The following is a 15927-nucleotide window of genomic DNA, read 5'->3' on the forward strand; positions in this document are numbered from 1 at the left end:
TCAGTCCTCCTTGGTCAATGCGGCGCGGGCTTCGACAAAGGCATCCCGGGCGCGGCGATGCGCCGCATGGCGCCCTTGCTGCACCAGGCGCCGCCCGCCCACCCAGACGCCGTCCACCGCACTACTGCGGCTGCTGGCGAAGACGTGCGAATCGAGCTGCACGACCGCCTGCAGGCCGGCCAGCGCGACATGGCCGGCATCGAGCACGACCAGGTCGGCCTGCTGCCCCACGGTCAGCCCGGCAATCGCGCGGCCCGAGGCCTGGGCGCCGCCCGCCACCGCCTGCAGCATCAGGTGGCTGGCCACATGCGGCTGCTGCGCACTGGCCGCCACGTTGCGCTGCAGCTGGCGCAGGCGCTGGCTGTATTCCAGCTGCATCAGCTCTTCAGCCGGGTTGGTGCCGACATGGCTGTCCGAGCCGATGGCCCAGCGCCCCCCGGCCTGCTCCCAGCGCGGCAGCTCGAAGATGCCGTCGCCCAGGTTGGCCTCGGTCAGCGGGCACAGCCCCGCCACTGCCTGCGATGCAGCGGCGCGTGCATACTCCGCCGCGTCCATGTGCGTGGCATGCACCAGGCACCAGCGGCCGTCGACCGGCATGTGGTCGAGCAGCCACGCCACCGGGCGCTGGCCGCTCCATCGCAGGCAGTCCTGCACTTCCGCCACCTGCTCGGCGATATGGATATGCACCGGTGCCCGCGCATTCATCGCATGCAGGCCTTGCACGGCTGCCTTCAGCGACTCGGGGGCGACGGCGCGCAGCGAATGCGGTGCCAGCCCCAGCGCGGCGCCCTGCTCCGCACACGGCGCGGCCAGCGCCTGCAGCAGCGCCAGCATGCTGTCGGTGCTGCGGATGAAGCGCCTCTGGCCATCAGACGGCGGCAGAGCGCCAAAACCGCTGTGCTGGTAGAGCACCGGCAGCAGCGTGATGCCAATGCCGGCACTCCTCGCGGCACGCAGCAAGGCCAGGCTCAGCTCGGCATCGCTCGCATACGGCGCGCCATCGGGCTGGTGGTGCAGGTAGTGAAACTCGCACACGCTGGTGTAGCCGGCTTCCAGCATTTCGATGTACAGCCAGGTGGCGATCGCCTCCAGCTGCTCTGGCCCCAGCCGGGCCGCGAAGCGGTACATCAGCCTGCGCCAGCTCCAGAAACTGTCCTGCGCTTGGCCACGGAACTCGCTCAGGCCCGCAAAGCCGCGCTGGAACGCGTGGGAATGCACATTGGGCATGCCCGGCAGCAGCGGGCCGCCAGCATGCGGAGTGCCAGCCACGGGTGTTGCACCAGCCTGCACCTGCGTCAGCTGGCCGTCCGCATTCCAGCGCAGCAGCACGTTCCTGGCCCAGCCGCCGGGCAGCAGCGCATCGGCCGCAAACAAACTGCGGGTGCATCGATCCATGGCCGTCACACCCCGTGCCCGGCAGCCGCAGCTGCAGCTGCATCGTGCAGCTCCACGAGGAGCAACAGCGCATCCCGGGTCTGCGGCACCGCGGCCATGGCGGCATCGCCGCAGTCCGCCCAGTACACGCCATCCTGCGCACCGGCAGCCAGATCCGCAGCCACCGCAGGGCCGTCGATGCGCCACGTTCCGCGCAGCGCCAGCAGCAGGCCATGCGGCGCCGCCGCCCGATCCGCCGCGCCCTCGGCGACTCTGAGCGCCGCCCGCAGCGCTCCGCGACGCACCATCACATTGAAGTCGCGCGACGCGCCGCCGAGCAGCCGGCAGTCCAGCGCCACGTCGCCCGCAAACGCAAACGGCGCCAGCGGCCGGTTCAGCGCATGGTCGATGCTGCCATCGGCCGACGTCAGCTGCACGCCATCGCCCTGCAGCAGCGCGATGGTGCGGTCGATGCCTGGAAACGCCGAGAACGGCCCGCTGCTGGCGATCCGCGCAATGCTGATGCGCCACGCAAAATTGGAGAGATCCGCGCCCGGAGGCCAGCACACCACTTCCTGCGTGGTGCCGCCGCCGTTCTTCCATGGCGTTGCGGGCAGCTGTCCGCTGCTGAAGAATTCGATCGTCATCTCACACCCGCCTATTGTCTGGTGAGCACCGCTTGCAGGAAATTGCGCGTGCGCTCCTTGGCCGGATTCGAGAAGATCGTCGCCGGCTCACCCGCCTCGACGATGACCCCGCCGTCCATCACCACCACGACATCGGCCACCTCCCTGGCGAAGCCCATTTCGTGGGTCACGACCATCATGGTCATGCCTTCGCTGGCCAGCAGCTTCATCACCTGCAGCACTTCGCCGACCAGCTCGGGGTCGAGCGCCGAGGTCGGCTCGTCGAACAGCATGACCTTGGGCCGCATCGCCAGTGCGCGCGCAATCGCCACGCGCTGCTTCTGCCCGCCCGAGAGGCTGGCCGGCATCGCATCGGCCTTGTGCCCCAAGCCCACCTTCTTCAGCAGGTCGTGCGCAAGCGCCTCGGCATCTGCGCGGCCCAGGCCGTGCAGCTTGCGCGGCCCCAGCGTCACGTTGTCGATCACCGACAGGTGCGGGAACAGGTTGAACGACTGGAACACCATGCCGACCTCTTCGCGCAGGGCATTCAGCTCCTTGTCGGGCAGCGTCCGGCCGTCATGCACCAGGGTACGGCCGCAGATGTCGATGCGCCCGCCCTGGGGCTGCTCCAGGCCGTTGCAGCAGCGCAGGAAGGTGCTCTTGCCCGAGCCGCTGGGGCCGATCACCACTACGACCTGCCGGGCCTGCACGTCAAAATCGATGCCGTCGAGCACCACATGCTCGCCGTAGGCCTTACGCAGGCCGCGAATGCTCACCATGGGCGCATCCTGGGTCGGGTTTGCAGCAGCAGCCTTCATTGCACCATGCCTCCTGCGCGCATGCGCTTCTCGAAATGGCGCAGCAGCAAGGTGGTCGCGCCGGTCAATACGAAATAGATCACCGCGATCGCCAGATACACCTCCAGCGAGCGGTACGACACGCTGATGATCTTCTGGCCCTCGTGCATCACGTCATGGATGGTCAGCAGCGACACCAGGGCCGAGTTCTTGATCAGCGCGATGAATTCATTGCCCAGCGGCGGGATCATGCGCACCACGGCCTGCGGCAGGATGACCGAGGCCATGGCCTGGGCGGACGACATGCCGATGGAGCGCGCCGCCTCCATCTGCCCGCGGTCAATGGACTGGATCGCGCCACGCACCACCTCGGACACATAGGCGCCCGAGTAGATGCCCAGGCCCAGCACGCCACAGGCAAAGGCCGGCAGCATGACGCCGAACTGCGGCAGGCCGAAGAACAGGATGAACAGCTGCACCAGCAGCGGCGTGCCGCGGATGGCGGCCACATAGGCAGTGCATAGGCCGTAGACGATGCGGCGCTGCGGATTGAGCCGCCCGATGCCCACCAGCAGGCCCATCACACAGCCAAGCAGCAGCGAGGCCGCGGTGATCTCCACCGTCACCGCCGCGCCGCGCAGCAGCTCGGCCCACCCCGCCCAGACGGGGGAAAAGTCCAGATCCATAGCGTTTTATCCTGCGGTTTTCACGAATCCTGCGGTTTTCACGATGCTGCAGGCATCACTTGGAGGAAGGGAACCACTTGTCGACGATGGCCTGGTAGCCGCCATCGGCCTTGAGCTGCGCCAGCGCCTTGTTCACCGCCTGGGTCAGCTCGGGCATGTCCTTGCGCACCGCCATGCCGTATTCCTCGGTGGTCAGCTGCTCGCCCAGCACCTTCATGCCGCCACGGGTGCGCAGGTACTGGAAGGCGGCGGGCTTGCCGGTCACCGCAGCGTCGGCGCGGCCTATGGACACCAGGTTGAACATCTCCTGGTTCTTCTCGACCTCCACGCGCTGCACCTTCGGGTAGTGCTCGGTCAGGAAGCCCACCGACTTGGTGCCCACCTGCACCGACACCCGCTTGCCGTCCAGGTCGGCCAACTTGGCGATGGGGCTGCCGTCCTTGACCATCGCAACCAGACCGCCCGCGTAGTAGGGCTGGCTGAAATCCACCACCTTCTTGCGCTCGTCGGTGATGTAGATCGCCGAGACCGCCATGTCGAAGCGCCTGGCGATCAGTCCTGGTACCAGGCCCTTGAAGTCGATGTCCACCCACTGCACTTTCTTGCCCATCTTCTGCGCCACGGCCTCGACCAGCTCGATATCGAAGCCAGTGCGCTTGCCGTTGTCCACGAACTCCATGGGCGGGAAGGTGGCATCGGTGGCCACGCGCAGCAGATCGGATTGGGCGAACGCGGCATGGGCGCCAAGCGCCAGGACTGCGATGCCGCTTTTCAAGGCGGTGCGACGGAAGTTCATGGGAAAGTCCTTTCTTGGATGGTGAAGGTATCGTCCGGGGCCGGAGCCATCATTCGGCCAGGATGCGGGAGATGCGGGCCGCCGCCGCCAGCGTGGCCTGCACCAGCTGCTCTTGCTGGTGCAGCACGCGCTGGTGCGGGGCCATCAGCGTGATCGCCGCCACGGCGCGGCGCCCACCGCCGAACAGCGGCACGCTGCAGCCCCAGACGCCGGCATCCACTTCGCCGACGGTGGTGACATAGCCGCGCTCGCGCAGCTGCTGCAGCTCGGCCGCGGCCTGCGCCCGCAGCGGGGTGCCCGCGCCATAGTGCCGCTCCAGCAAGTCGTCGCGCTGCGGCGCCGGCAGGTGGGCCAGCACGCACTTGGCCGAGGCGCCCACCTTGAGGGGCACGCTGCTGCCCTTGGCGAACGAGCAGCGCAGCGACAGCGGGCTTTCCACCATGTCCAGGCATACCGCCTGGCCATTGGCGGCCACCAGCAGGCCCACGCTTTCGCGCGTCTGCCCGGTCAGCTGCTCCAGCACCGGGCGCGCGACCTGCACCAGGTGCGAGCCGTCGTCGAAGCCGCGCGCCAGCTGCAGGCCCAGCGGGCCGGGGGCGTACAACGCGCCGCTTTCCATCACGAAGCCGAAACGCTTGAGGCGCGCCAGCTGCCGGTACAGGCTGCTGCGCGGCAAGCCCGTGCCCTGCATCAGCTCGGCCGCCGCCAGCGGCCGGCCCGCACTGGCCAACACCGCCAGCACATGCAGCACCCGGTCGGCAGCCGATACCTCGGCGGGCGCGACGTCTATGGCAAATGGGTCTGGAGCATTCATCTTTCATTCCCATTTAATGGGACAAAAAATACTGTTCATCGAGGAACATTAATGCTCAAATTCTCATTTTTCACTCACAGCGAGAGACTAGAACAAACCCTAGATGGGCAGCAAATAGCAGAGCCAATTCCCATTAAACGGGAATGAAAAAGGCATGGCAAACCGCTGGCGCGGCGTGCCACGGAAGATCAGTGGGGCTACAGCGCGGCCAGATAGGCCAGCGCGGCCAGGGGCGCGGTTTCGGCGCGCAGGATGCGCGGCCCCAGGGTGACCGGCGCAAACCCGCTGGCGCGGGCCAGCGCTTCTTCGGCCGGCGACAGGCCGCCTTCGGGGCCGGAGAGCAAGACCAGCGCGGGCGCCGCGGGCAAGCCCGCTCCAAGCGCCGGCTCCAGCGCCTGCGGCAAGGGCTGGGTGCCACAGGCCAGCGAGAGCACCAGGCGCAGCGCATCGGCCGGTGCGCCGGCCCGGCTCCATTGCTGCAGGTCGAGCGGCGCATGGATGGGCGGCACCCGGTTGCGGCCGCACTGCTCGCAGGCGCTGGCGGCAATCGCCTGCCAGCGCTCCTGGCGCTTGGCGGCACGCTCGCCCTTGAGGCGCATCACCGAGCGCTCGGCCTCGATGGGCGTGATGCTGGCCACACCCAGCTCGGTGGCCTTTTCCACCAGCCATTCCATGCGCTCGCCGGCGGTGATGCCCGCCAGCAGGTGCACGGCCATGGCGGCCTCGCGCTCGATGGCGGCGTGCGCCTCGATGCGCACCTCGACCTGGCTACGGCCCATGCGCACGACGGTGGCGCTGTATTCGCCGCCCTGGCCGTTGAACAAGGTGATGCCGTCGCCCGGCTGCAGCCGCAGCACCTGCACATGCCGCGCCGCCTCGGGCGGCAGCTCCAGTTCGGCGCCGATGGCCAGGTTCACAGGGCAATAGAAGCGCGGCATGCGATGCGGATACTCATGAATTGATAGCTGTCAGCGCTTGATATATAAGCACTGCAGGCCTATTTTAATCAAACCCGGCCGAAGGCCCAGCCGGAGGGTGTCTCGATGCCCTCGATCTCGTCCACCAGGCGCAGCAGCGGCTTGAGCTCACGGTAGCGCGACGCGGTGGCGCGGATGTAGTGGATGAAGCGCGGCGCATCGGCCAGGTACTTGGGCTTGCCGTCGCGCAGCGTCAGCCGCGCGAAGATGCCGGCGACCTTCAGGTGGCGCTGCAGGCCCATCCACTCGACGGCGCGGTAGAACTCGCCGAAATCCTCCTGCACCGGCAGGCCGGCCTTGCGGGCTTTTTGCCAGTAGCGCACGGTGATGTCGATGACGAAGTCCTCATCCCAGCTGATGAAGGCATCGCGCAGCAGGCTGGCGATGTCGTAGGTAATGGGGCCGTAGAGCGCGTCCTGGAAATCGAGCACGCCCAGGGCGGTGTTTGCATGGCCGGGCACCATCAGGTTGCGCATCATGAAGTCGCGGTGCACGAAGACCTGCGCCGCCGACAGGTTCTGCGCCACGATGGCATCGAAGGCCTGCGCCAGCACCGCCTGCTGCTTGTCGTTCAGCACCACGCCGCGATGCCGGGCGATGTACCAGTCGGGAAACAGCTGCAGCTCGCGGCGCAGCACCGCCTCGTCGTAGGGCGGCAGCGCGCCGGGGCGCGAGGCCTGCTGCAACTGCAGCAGCACGTCCACCGCCTGCAGGTACCAGGGGCGGGCCTGGGCCGGGGTGGCCTGCTCGGACAGGAGTTTCTCGAGCACCGTCTGCGCGCCCAGGTCGTTCAGCAGCATGAAGCCGTGCGCCTCGTCCCACTCCAGGATCTGCGGCACGTTCAGCTGGGCCTCGCGCAGCAGGGACTGCACGCGCACGAAGAGCGGGCAGTCTTCCTTGTCGGGCGGCGCATCCATGATGATGCAGGTGGCGCCATCGCGGTCGTCGAGCCGCAGGTAGCGGCGAAAGCCGGCATCGGCCGACGCGGCGCGCAGGGTCTCGGGCAGCAGCCGCTGGGGGCCGGCGATCCGCGCCAGCCACTGCGCAAACTGCGCCTGGCGGCCGGCGTCGGTCCATGCAACCGCCGTAACAGAGGGTAAAGCTTGCGCTGCGGCAGCGGCGGCGGAAAAGTCGGTCATGGGGGGAATCGGATGGCTCATGGATAATGGCGGGTCACGTCCTAGATTCTACAAACCCGACCCGCCGCCAGCGGGAACCGATGCGGGGCCGGCGCCACACGCAATGTCATACAACGCTATCCCATCGCTGCAGCCTCCCTTTGTCCATGGATACTGATTCTTCAACTGACGCGCATCGCCCCCGCATGACCGCCATCGCCAGCCTGTGCCTGGCCATGCTGTGGCTGCCCTGGGGCCCGGCGGCGGCGCAGACCGCCGATGAAGGCCTGCAGCTGCAGGCCAGCCCCCGGCTGCGCGAGCAGCTCTCGTCGGCCGAGCGGGCGCAGATGCCGGTGTTCCTCGAAGGCGACGACCTGACCGGCCAGTCGGCCGGCACCACGGTGGTCACCGGCAATGCGCAGCTGCGCCGCGCCGACACCATGATCCGCGCCGACCGGCTCGAATACCACGAACCCACCGATACCGCCTTCGCCCAGGGCAACGTGCACATCAACCGCGCCGGCAATGTGTTCGACGGCCAGGAGCTGCAGATGCAGCTCGACTCGCACGAGGGCTATTTCAAGGACGGCAACTACCGCCTGCTGCTGAACAACGCCTATGGCGTGGCCTCGCAGGTGGATTTCATCGACCGCAACCGCTCGCTGGTGCACCAGGGCACCTACACCACCTGCCAGCGCACCGACGAGGCCAGCTGGCAGCCGGACTGGATCATCCGCGCCGACAAGATCCACATCGACACCATCGAGGAAATCGGCGTGGCGGAAAACGCGGTGCTCGAATTCAAGGGCGTGCCTATCCTGCCGGTGCCCAAGATCAGCTTTCCGCTGTCGGACAAGCGCAAGTCCGGGCTGCTGCCGCCGACCTTCACGCTGGACAGCAACAGCGGCTTCAGCTATGCGCAGCCGTACTACTGGAACATCGCCCCCAACCGCGACGCCACCATCACCCCGAGCGTGATGACCAAGCGCGGCGCGGCGCTGGCCGGCGAGTTCCGCTACCTGGAGCCCAGCTACAGCGGCCTGTTCGCCGCGCTGTACATGCCCAACGACAAGCTGCGCGAGCGCGACCGCTGGTCCTATGTGCTGCAGCACAACCAGAGCCTGAATTCGCCCATCGGTGGTCTGGGGCTGAACCTGAACCTCAAGCGCGTGAGCGACGACTACTACTGGCAGGACTTCATGCGCAACAGCTACCACCTCAACGAGCGCCTGCTGAGCAGCGACGGCACGTTGAACTGGTCGCGCGGCGACCAGAGCCTGCTGCTGCGCGCGCAGTCGTGGCAGACGCTGCAGGACCCGCTGTCGGGCATCGTGGTGCCGCCCTATGACCGCCTGCCGCAGCTGCAGTACCGCTACACGCCGCGCAACCTGGGCTATGGCCTGGAGGCCAAATTCGAAGCCGACGTCACGCGCTTTCACGCCGACCCGCTGCTGACCAAGCAGTCGAACGCCGACCGCGCCTACGTGCAAGGCGAGATCAGCCGCCCCTTCATCGCGCCGCAGGGCTACATCACGCCCAAGCTGATGTTCAATGCGCGCCACTACAGCTTCGACGACACCTCACTGACCGGCATCTCCAGCAAAAGCGTGGCGCTGCCCACCTTCAGCATCGACAGCGGCCTGGTGTTCGAGCGCAATACGAGCCTCTTCGGCCGCAACCTGATCCAGACGCTGGAGCCGCGCGCGTTCTATGCCTACACGCCCTACCGCGACCAGAGCATGATCCCGGTGTACGACACCGGGCCGTACGACTTCAGCTTCGCCACGATCTACACCGAAAACGCCTTCACCGGCTACGACCGGATCTCGGACACCAACATGCTGACGGTGGGCGCCACCACGCGCTTCCTCGACGCCGACAGCGGCGCCGAGGCGGCGCGCTTCAGCGTGGCGCAGCGCCTGCGCTTCAAGGACCAGCTGGTCACCATGCCCGGTGTGGCGCCGGATCTCAGCAGCGGGCGCTGGTCCGACATCATGCTGGGCGCCGGCATCAACTGGACGCCGCGCTGGGGCTTCGACACCACGGTGCAGTACAGCCCCGAGATCGACCGCTCGGTCCGCTCCACCGTCGCGCTGCGCTACAAGCCGGGGCAGTACAAGACCCTGAGCCTGGCCTACCGCTACCAGCGCGCCGACACCACGCAGACCACCAACAGCGAGCAGATCGACCTGGGCTGGCAATGGCCCCTGGAGTCGCTGATGGGCGGCGCGCGCAAGCAGGGCGACGGGCGCTGGTACACCGTGGGCCGCCTGAACTACAGCAGAGTGGACCGCAAGTTCGTCGACTCGCTGGCCGGCCTCGAATACAGCAGCTGCTGCTGGTCCACCCGCGTGGTGCTGGAGCGGCTGCAGACCAGCCTGGTTCAGGCCAACACCCGGCTGCTGTTCCAGGTCGAGTTCCGCGGCCTGTCCCGCTTGGCGCTCGGCTCCGACCCGCTGATTTCGCTGCGCGACAATGTGCCTGGCTACCAGCCGCTGACGCGCGACACCACACCGGCCAGCCGCTTCAGCAGTTACGATTGACCACCATTACCATGACCTATCGCTTTCTTCTCGGCAGCCTGTGCCTGGCCACAGCCGTTGCCGCCAGCGCCCAGGGCTTCAAGACGCCCCAGCAGACTCCCTCCACCTCCGGCACTGGGCTGCGCGGCGCCGCCGAAATCACCGCGCCGGTGCCGCTGGACGGGCGTGGCCCCGCGCCCAGCACCGCGCCGCGCGCGGCCGACTACATCGTGGCGGTCGTCAATTCCGAGCCGGTGACCAACTATGAAGTCCAGCAGCGCACCGACCGCGCCATGGCGCAGCTGCAGGGCCAGGGCGGCGAAATGCCGCCGCGCGAGGCGGTGCGGCGCGAAATGCTGGAGCGGCTCATCGCCGAGAAGATCCAGCTGCAGATGGCCGCCGAAGTCGGCATCAAGGTCGACAGCTTCGCGATCCAGCAGGCCGAGCAGTCCGTGGCCCGGCAGAACAACCTCAGCATCGACGAAATGCTGGAGCGCCTGGCCCGGGACGGCATCTCCCGCGACCAGTTCCGCGCCGACCTGCGCCGCCAGCTCACCGTCCAGAAGCTGCGCGAGGCCGAGGTGGACTCCAAGGTGCGCGTGAGCGATCTGGAGGTCGACCAGTACATCCGCGAGCAGAAGGCCAAGGCGGGCACGCCCCTGGCGGCGGTGCAGGTCAACCTCGGCCACATCCTCATCGCGGTGCCGGAAAACGCCAGCGAGCAGCAGCTCAAGGAACTGCAGGCCAAGGCCCAGGCGGCAGCCGACAAGGCCAAGGGCGGCGAAGACTTCCTCAGCGTGGTGCGCGAATACTCCGACGTACCCGACGGCCGGGGCGGCGGCGCCATGGGCCTGCGGCCCGCGGACCGCTATCCGGAGCTGTTCGTCAACGCCACCAGGAACACGCCGGTGGGCGGCGTGGTCGGCCCCATCCGCTCGCCGGCCGGCTTCCATGTGCTCAAGGTCATCGAGAAAACCAGCGGCGAGGTGCCGCTGATCGCGGTGCAGAACCATGCGCGCCACATCCTGCTGCGCCCCGGCCCCAAGCTGAGCGAGGCCCAGGCGGTCGAGCGCCTGGAGGACTACCGCCGCCGCATCACCGACCACCAGGCCGATTTTGCCGACCTGGCGCGCCGCTACTCCGAAGACGGCAGCGCCAAGGAAGGCGGCGACCTGGGCTGGGCCGGCCCGCACAAGTTCGTGCCCGAGTTCCAGGCGGCGCTTGACCACCTGCAGCCCGGCGAGATCAGCGAGCCCGTGGCCTCGCGCTTCGGCATCCACCTGATCCAGCTGCTGGAGCGCCGCGAGGCCAAGCTCAGCCAGCGCGAGCAGCGCGACATGGTGCGCGACCAGGTGCGCGAGAAGAAGCTGGAGCAGGCCTTCAGCACCTGGGCCCAGGAGGCGCGGGCGCGCGCCTATGTGGAATACCGCGATCCGCCGCAATGAATATGGCCCCCACGCTCGCCCACTGCGTGTGGCTCCCTGCCCCCCGAGGGGGCCGCTTTTTGCCTTGGGGCGGCCCGGCGGCAAAAATGGCTCCCCACGCTCCCCACTTCGTTGGGTCGCTGCCCCTCCAAGAGGGGCGCTTTTTGCCTTGGGGCGGCCCGGCGGCAAAACCATGAAACACATTCCCCGCAAGCGCTTCGGCCAGAACTTCCTGACCGACGGCGGCATCATCGATGCCATCGTGCGCGCGATCGCGCCCCAGGCGGGCGAGCCCATGGTCGAGATCGGCCCCGGCCTGATGGCGCTGACCCAGCCGCTGGTGGAGCGCCTGGGCCGCCTCACGGTCATCGAGCTTGACCGCGACCTCGCCGCGCGGCTGCGCCAGCACGCGCAGCTGCAGGTGCTCGAGTCCGATGTACTCAAGGTGGACTTCTCGGCGCTGGCCGAGCAGCTGGGCGCGCGCCGGCTGCGCGTCGTGGGCAACCTGCCCTACAACATTTCGTCGCCCATCCTGTTCCACCTGCTGGAGCATGTAGACCGCATCCAGGACCAGCATTTCATGCTGCAAAAAGAGGTGATCGACCGCATGGTGGCCGCGCCGGCCACCAGCGACTATGGCCGCCTGTCGGTGATGCTGCAGTGGCGCTACGCGATGGAGGATGTGCTGTTCGTGCCGCCCGAGAGCTTCGATCCGCCGCCCCGGGTGAACAGCGCCGTGGTGCGCATGGTGCCGCGCGAGGCGCCGGCGGCGCTCGATCCGGCGGTGCTGGAGGAGCTGGTGCAGGTGGCCTTCAGCCAGCGCCGCAAGATCCTGCGCAACACGCTGGGCCGCTGGCTCGACGCGCAGGGCTTTGCCGGCAGCTTCGAGTTGCAGCGCCGCGCCGAGGAGGTGCCGGTGGCCGAATACGAGGCGCTGGCCGCGGCAATTTCGCCAAAGTAAGTATCTATTTACTTACTTTTCAGAGAAACGAATAGAAGCAGCGGAACGGGATCTTGCGCTCGGCCCAGTACTCGGCGGCATCGCGGAAGACGTCGAGCAGCTGCTCGCGCGCCTCCTTGTCGAACTTCATCGCGGTGGGGATCTGGTCCAGCACGACGACGAAGCCGGGCTGCTTGCCGCTTTTGTGCAGCGGATCGGTGAGGCAGTCGTACAGGGCGTCGAAATTCTTGCCGTAGTGCGGCGGAAAATGAAACTGCGTGCCGATCAGCTCCAGCACGTCGGCCTTGGACAGCGCGTGCGCCAGATTGGCGTACAGGAAATGCTGGCCCAGCGCCATGGCTGCGTCGCGCAGGTCCTGGAGCCGGTAGGCCCGGATCGACTGCACGATGTTGGGCCGCACGAAACGCAGCTGCGTATCCTGTTCCTGAAGAAGCGGAGTTTCCATCTCCGTTGCTCTTTCCATTAGCATGTGTGACAACTCGAGTTTTCACGATTCCCCAAAAGGGCCTCGTTGATTGTTGATCCGCTGCACTGCAATGCGCAAGCAGTTTCTTGTGCAAATATGACAACAAGGTGCGTCAGATCAGCGCTCATTTGACGATCACACGGAAGCTGGCATAGTGATCGTTGGTGTAATAGCACGCATCGGGCCGCGTAGGCTGCTTGCCGCCGCAGATGATCCGGCGCGCGCCGCGATTGCGCGCGCGCGGCGTCTTCACCGTGTATTCGCGGTAATAGCCACGCTTTTGCTGCGGCAATATGCGTTCGCGGTTGCCGAAAACCGAGCCGTCCTTGTCATAGGGGAAAGGTCCGCCGTCCATGATCAAGGCATAGGTGGCGCGGCCCTGCTCGGGCAAGTCCGCCAGCTCCACCGGAGCCAGCACCCCGGAAGCCGCGGCCGCGTACCGGCTGTCGCGCGCCATGCCGGGAAGCGCCGTCCCCAGCAGCAATGCCCCCAGCACACCTGCAACGACCGAACGATATCCCTGGGAGGCCAGTGCCTTCAGCATGCGTACCTTTCAAGAATACGGGTTATCCCGCAATTCAAGGCCGAAAGTGTGACGGATGCGGGCGCAAAAAGCAAGAGGACTGCTCAAAATTTGAGCAGTCCCCAAGGGTACTCGGCGCAAGGGAGTTTGCGTCAACTATCGTTAAAGGCCGGTATCAGCGTGCAAAATTCGCATCCGCCACGGTGACCGCGGTCATGTTCACGATACGGCGCACCGTGGTGCTGGGCGTCAGCACATGCACCGGCTGGGCCGCGCCCAGCAGGATCGGGCCGATCGCGATGTTGCCGCCCGCCGCGGTCTTGAGCAGGTTGTAGCTGATGTTGGCCGCGTCGATGTTGGGCAGCACCAGCAGGTTGGCGCTGCCGGTGAGCTGGCTGCCCGGCAGGATCGCGCTGCGGGCCTTCTCGTCCAGCGCGAGGTCGCCATGCATCTCGCCGTCCACTTCCAGCCAGGGTGCCTGCACGCGCAGCAGCTCCAGGGTCTCGCGCATCTTGACCGCGCTGGGCTGGTTGCTGGAGCCGAAGCTGCTGTGCGACAGCAGCGCCGCCTTGGGCTTGATGCCAAAGCGCATCATCTCCTCGGCGGCCATGATGGTGATCTCCGCCAGCTGCTCGGCCGTCGGGTCGTAGTTGACATGGGTGTCCACCAGGAACACCTGGCGCTCGGGCAGCAGCAGGCCGTTCATGCAGGCATAGGTGGCGACGCCGGCGCGCTTGCCGATCACCTGGTCGATGTACTGCAGGTGGTGGGCGGTATGCCCCCAGGTGCCGGTGATGAGGCCGTCGACCTCGCCCTTGTGCAGCAGCATGGCGCCGATCAGCGTCAGGCGGCGGCGCATCTCGATCTTGGCGATGGGCGCGGTGACGCCCTTGCGCTCGGTCATGCGGTGGTAGGTCTGCCAGAAGTCGCGGTAGCGGTCGTCATGCTCGACGTTGACCACGTCGTAGTCCGCGCCCTCCTTCAGGCGCAGGCCGAATTTCTCGATGCGCTGCGCGATGACGGCGGGGCGGCCGATCAGCGTCGGGCGGGCGATGCGCTCGTCGACCACGATCTGCACCGCGCGCAGGATGCGCTCTTCCTCGCCCTCGGCATAGGCCACGCGCTTCTTGCTCGCCTTCTTGGCCGCGGTGAAGATGGGCTTCATCGCGGTGCCCGAGGCGTAGACGAAGGTCTTCAGGTGCTCGCGGTAGGCGTCCAGGTCGGCGATCGGGCGCTGGGCCACGCCGCTGTCGGCCGCGGCCTGGGCCACGGCCGAGGCGATCATCATCATCAGCCGCGGATCGAAGGGCTTGGGGATCAGGTACTCGGGGCCGAAGCTCAGCTCCTGGCCCACGTAGGCGGCCGCCACCTGCTCGCTCTGCTCGGCCTGGGCCAGCTCGGCAATGGCGTGGACGGTGGCGATCTCCATCTCGTCGGTGATGGTGGTGGCGCCGCAATCGAGCGCGCCGCGGAAGATGTACGGGAAGCACAGGACGTTGTTGACCTGGTTCGGGTAGTCGGAGCGGCCGGTCGCCATGATCACGTCATCGCGCACCGATTTGGCGTCTTCCGGCGCGATTTCCGGGTTGGGGTTGGCCAGCGCGAAGATCACCGGCCGGGCGGCCATGCGCGCCACCATGTCGGGCTTGAGCACGCCGCCGGCCGACAGCCCCAGGAACACGTCGGCGCCGTCGATCACCTGCGCCAGCGTGCGCTTGTCGGTTTCGCGGGCGAACCTGGCCTTGTCTTCGTCCATCAGCTCGGTGCGGCCCTGGTAGACCACGCCGGCCAGGTCGGTCACGAACACATGCTCGCGCTTGAGGCCCAGCTTGAGCAGCAGGTTCAGGCAGGCCAGCGCCGCGGCGCCCGCGCCCGAGGCCACCAGCTGCACCTCCTCGATCTTCTTGCCCGCGACCTTCAGCGCATTGAGCATGGCCGCCGCGACGGTGATGGCGGTGCCGTGCTGGTCGTCGTGGAAGACCGGGATGTTCAGGCGCTTGCGCAGCTCGCGCTCTACGAAGAAGCACTCGGGCGCCTTGATGTCCTCGAGGTTGATGGCGCCGAAGGTGGGCTCCAGCGCGGCGATCACCTCCACCAGCTTGTGCGGGTCCTTCTCGTTGATCTCGATATCGAACACATCGACGCCGGCGAACTTCTTGAACAGCACGCCCTTGCCTTCCATCACCGGCTTGGAGGCCAGCGCGCCGATGTCGCCCAGGCCCAGCACCGCCGTGCCGTTGGAGATCACCGCCACCAGATTGCCGCGGCTGGTGTACTTGAAGGCGGCGGCCGGGTCCTTGACGATCTCCTCGCAGGGCGCGGCCACGCCGGGCGAATAGGCCAGCGCCAGGTCGTGCTGGTTGGCCATGGGCTTGGTGGCGGCGATCGCCACCTTGCCGGGACGCGGGAACTCGTGGTACTCCAGCGCCGACTGGCGCAGCAGTGCGCGTTTGTCACTATTGGAATTCGTGGAAGAAATTTCAGGCATGGCGGTCTCCGGCACTCGATGTCGCTGTTGCACCGCCGCTGGCCCCCAAATCCCGGGCCGGCGGCGCTGGATGGGCCATTGTAGGCCGACGCCGACAGCTTGCGGCCAGCTGGGTCAAGCAGCCATCGGAGAAAACACTTATGACTTTTCCGTAGCTAGTAAAGCCCAATGTAAGCTGGTTGTATGCTGAAAAGTGCATGCTGCACAGGAATAAGCCTGCATCGCCGCATGCCAACGGCAGCGGGCGGGCCCGCTAGGGCCTGTTCACACAAATACGGGGTCGCGCAAGTCCGGCAGGGTTGTCAATGCTAGGCACGCGACGCCGTGCGTGTGCCCACCCGCACAAGGAGCGCAA

The 15927-nt window shown here is 67.2% G+C and carries 14 protein-coding genes; 3 read left to right on the plus strand and 11 right to left on the minus strand.

Features of this window, described 5'->3' with window-relative positions:
* The 8 genes from ACODRX_RS07825 to ACODRX_RS07860 all read right to left on the minus strand — a co-directional run bounded on the left by ACODRX_RS07825 (position 1) and on the right by ACODRX_RS07860 (position 7230).
* Positions 1-1395: a formimidoylglutamate deiminase gene (locus ACODRX_RS07825; protein ID WP_488870724.1), complete on the minus strand. Its 1395-nt coding sequence runs from the start codon at positions 1393-1395 to the stop codon at positions 1-3.
* A 5-nt stretch (positions 1396-1400) separates the two neighbouring features.
* A complete protein-coding gene (locus ACODRX_RS07830; RefSeq protein WP_488870726.1) occupies positions 1401-2021 on the minus strand; it encodes a HutD/Ves family protein in 621 nt (206 codons plus the stop codon).
* 11 nt (positions 2022-2032) lie between these two features.
* Positions 2033-2818, minus strand: coding sequence for an amino acid ABC transporter ATP-binding protein (locus ACODRX_RS07835; protein WP_488870728.1), 786 nt, complete (start codon positions 2816-2818; stop codon positions 2033-2035).
* Positions 2815-3483 (minus strand): amino acid ABC transporter permease, encoded by a 669-nt coding sequence (locus ACODRX_RS07840; protein WP_488870729.1) that lies wholly within the window; start codon positions 3481-3483, stop codon positions 2815-2817. The genes ACODRX_RS07835 and ACODRX_RS07840 overlap by 4 nt, the downstream gene beginning before the upstream one ends.
* Positions 3484-3538: 55 nt before the next feature.
* Entirely contained in the window at positions 3539-4279 is a 741-nt protein-coding gene (locus tag ACODRX_RS07845; protein WP_488870731.1) for a transporter substrate-binding domain-containing protein, read from the minus strand.
* 49 nt (positions 4280-4328) lie between these two features.
* On the minus strand, positions 4329-5093 hold the full coding sequence (locus ACODRX_RS07850; RefSeq protein ID WP_488870732.1) for an IclR family transcriptional regulator: 765 nt from the start codon (positions 5091-5093) through the stop codon (positions 4329-4331).
* 197 nt (positions 5094-5290) lie between these two features.
* Positions 5291-6031, minus strand: coding sequence for a 16S rRNA (uracil(1498)-N(3))-methyltransferase (locus ACODRX_RS07855; protein ID WP_488870733.1), 741 nt, complete (start codon positions 6029-6031; stop codon positions 5291-5293).
* Between the two features lie 68 nt (positions 6032-6099).
* Complete coding sequence (locus ACODRX_RS07860; RefSeq protein ID WP_488870734.1) at positions 6100-7230, minus strand: aminoglycoside phosphotransferase family protein; 1131 nt, start codon at positions 7228-7230, stop codon at positions 6100-6102.
* 164 nt (positions 7231-7394) lie between these two features.
* Here ACODRX_RS07860 and ACODRX_RS07865 point away from each other — a divergent pair, with 164 nt between their 5' ends.
* The 3 genes from ACODRX_RS07865 (at position 7395) to rsmA (ending at position 12095) form a co-directional block, all read left to right on the plus strand.
* Positions 7395-9731: an LPS-assembly protein LptD gene (locus ACODRX_RS07865; RefSeq protein WP_488870735.1), complete on the plus strand. Its 2337-nt coding sequence runs from the start codon at positions 7395-7397 to the stop codon at positions 9729-9731.
* A gap of 11 nt (positions 9732-9742) precedes the next feature.
* Positions 9743-11155 carry a peptidylprolyl isomerase gene (locus ACODRX_RS07870; RefSeq protein WP_488870747.1) on the plus strand — a complete coding sequence of 471 codons (1413 nt, stop codon included), beginning with the start codon at positions 9743-9745 and terminating at the stop codon, positions 11153-11155.
* A 172-nt stretch (positions 11156-11327) separates the two neighbouring features.
* Positions 11328-12095 carry a 16S rRNA (adenine(1518)-N(6)/adenine(1519)-N(6))-dimethyltransferase RsmA gene (gene rsmA / locus ACODRX_RS07875; RefSeq protein ID WP_488870737.1) on the plus strand — a complete coding sequence of 256 codons (768 nt, stop codon included), beginning with the start codon at positions 11328-11330 and terminating at the stop codon, positions 12093-12095.
* Positions 12096-12114: 19 nt separating this feature from the next.
* Here the strand turns inward: rsmA and ACODRX_RS07880 are convergent, their stop codons facing one another.
* The 3 genes from ACODRX_RS07880 to ACODRX_RS07890 all read right to left on the minus strand — a co-directional run bounded on the left by ACODRX_RS07880 (position 12115) and on the right by ACODRX_RS07890 (position 15572).
* Complete coding sequence (locus ACODRX_RS07880) at positions 12115-12540, minus strand: barstar family protein (protein WP_488870738.1); 426 nt, start codon at positions 12538-12540, stop codon at positions 12115-12117.
* 145 nt (positions 12541-12685) lie between these two features.
* A complete protein-coding gene (locus ACODRX_RS07885) occupies positions 12686-13105 on the minus strand; it encodes a guanyl-specific ribonuclease (protein WP_488870740.1) in 420 nt (139 codons plus the stop codon).
* Between the two features lie 154 nt (positions 13106-13259).
* Positions 13260-15572, minus strand: a complete 2313-nt coding sequence (locus tag ACODRX_RS07890; protein WP_488870741.1) for an NADP-dependent malic enzyme — start codon at positions 15570-15572, stop codon at positions 13260-13262.
* Positions 15573-15927 lie beyond the last annotated feature (355 nt).

This window comes from Comamonas sp. FG99 (genome assembly GCF_057808605.1).

Bases quoted from the DNA above. Each gene is read 5' to 3' on its own strand.
- ACODRX_RS07825 (WP_488870724.1), bottom strand. From the start codon at position 1,395: ATGGATCGATGCACCCGCAGTTTGTTTGCGGCCGATGCGCTGCTGCCC.
- ACODRX_RS07885 (WP_488870740.1), bottom strand. From the start codon at position 13,105: ATGCTGAAGGCACTGGCCTCCCAGGGATATCGTTCGGTCGTTGCAGGT.
- ACODRX_RS07880 (WP_488870738.1), bottom strand. From the start codon at position 12,540: ATGGAAACTCCGCTTCTTCAGGAACAGGATACGCAGCTGCGTTTCGTG.
- ACODRX_RS07890 (WP_488870741.1), bottom strand. From the start codon at position 15,572: ATGCCTGAAATTTCTTCCACGAATTCCAATAGTGACAAACGCGCACTG.
- ACODRX_RS07830 (WP_488870726.1), bottom strand. From the start codon at position 2,021: ATGACGATCGAATTCTTCAGCAGCGGACAGCTGCCCGCAACGCCATGG.
- ACODRX_RS07840 (WP_488870729.1), bottom strand. From the start codon at position 3,483: ATGGATCTGGACTTTTCCCCCGTCTGGGCGGGGTGGGCCGAGCTGCTG.
- ACODRX_RS07845 (WP_488870731.1), bottom strand. From the start codon at position 4,279: ATGAACTTCCGTCGCACCGCCTTGAAAAGCGGCATCGCAGTCCTGGCG.
- ACODRX_RS07855 (WP_488870733.1), bottom strand. From the start codon at position 6,031: ATGCCGCGCTTCTATTGCCCTGTGAACCTGGCCATCGGCGCCGAACTG.
- rsmA (WP_488870737.1), top strand. From the start codon at position 11,328: ATGAAACACATTCCCCGCAAGCGCTTCGGCCAGAACTTCCTGACCGAC.
- ACODRX_RS07850 (WP_488870732.1), bottom strand. From the start codon at position 5,093: ATGAATGCTCCAGACCCATTTGCCATAGACGTCGCGCCCGCCGAGGTA.
- ACODRX_RS07870 (WP_488870747.1), top strand. From the start codon at position 9,743: ATGACCTATCGCTTTCTTCTCGGCAGCCTGTGCCTGGCCACAGCCGTT.
- ACODRX_RS07835 (WP_488870728.1), bottom strand. From the start codon at position 2,818: ATGAAGGCTGCTGCTGCAAACCCGACCCAGGATGCGCCCATGGTGAGC.
- ACODRX_RS07860 (WP_488870734.1), bottom strand. From the start codon at position 7,230: ATGAGCCATCCGATTCCCCCCATGACCGACTTTTCCGCCGCCGCTGCC.
- ACODRX_RS07865 (WP_488870735.1), top strand. From the start codon at position 7,395: ATGACCGCCATCGCCAGCCTGTGCCTGGCCATGCTGTGGCTGCCCTGG.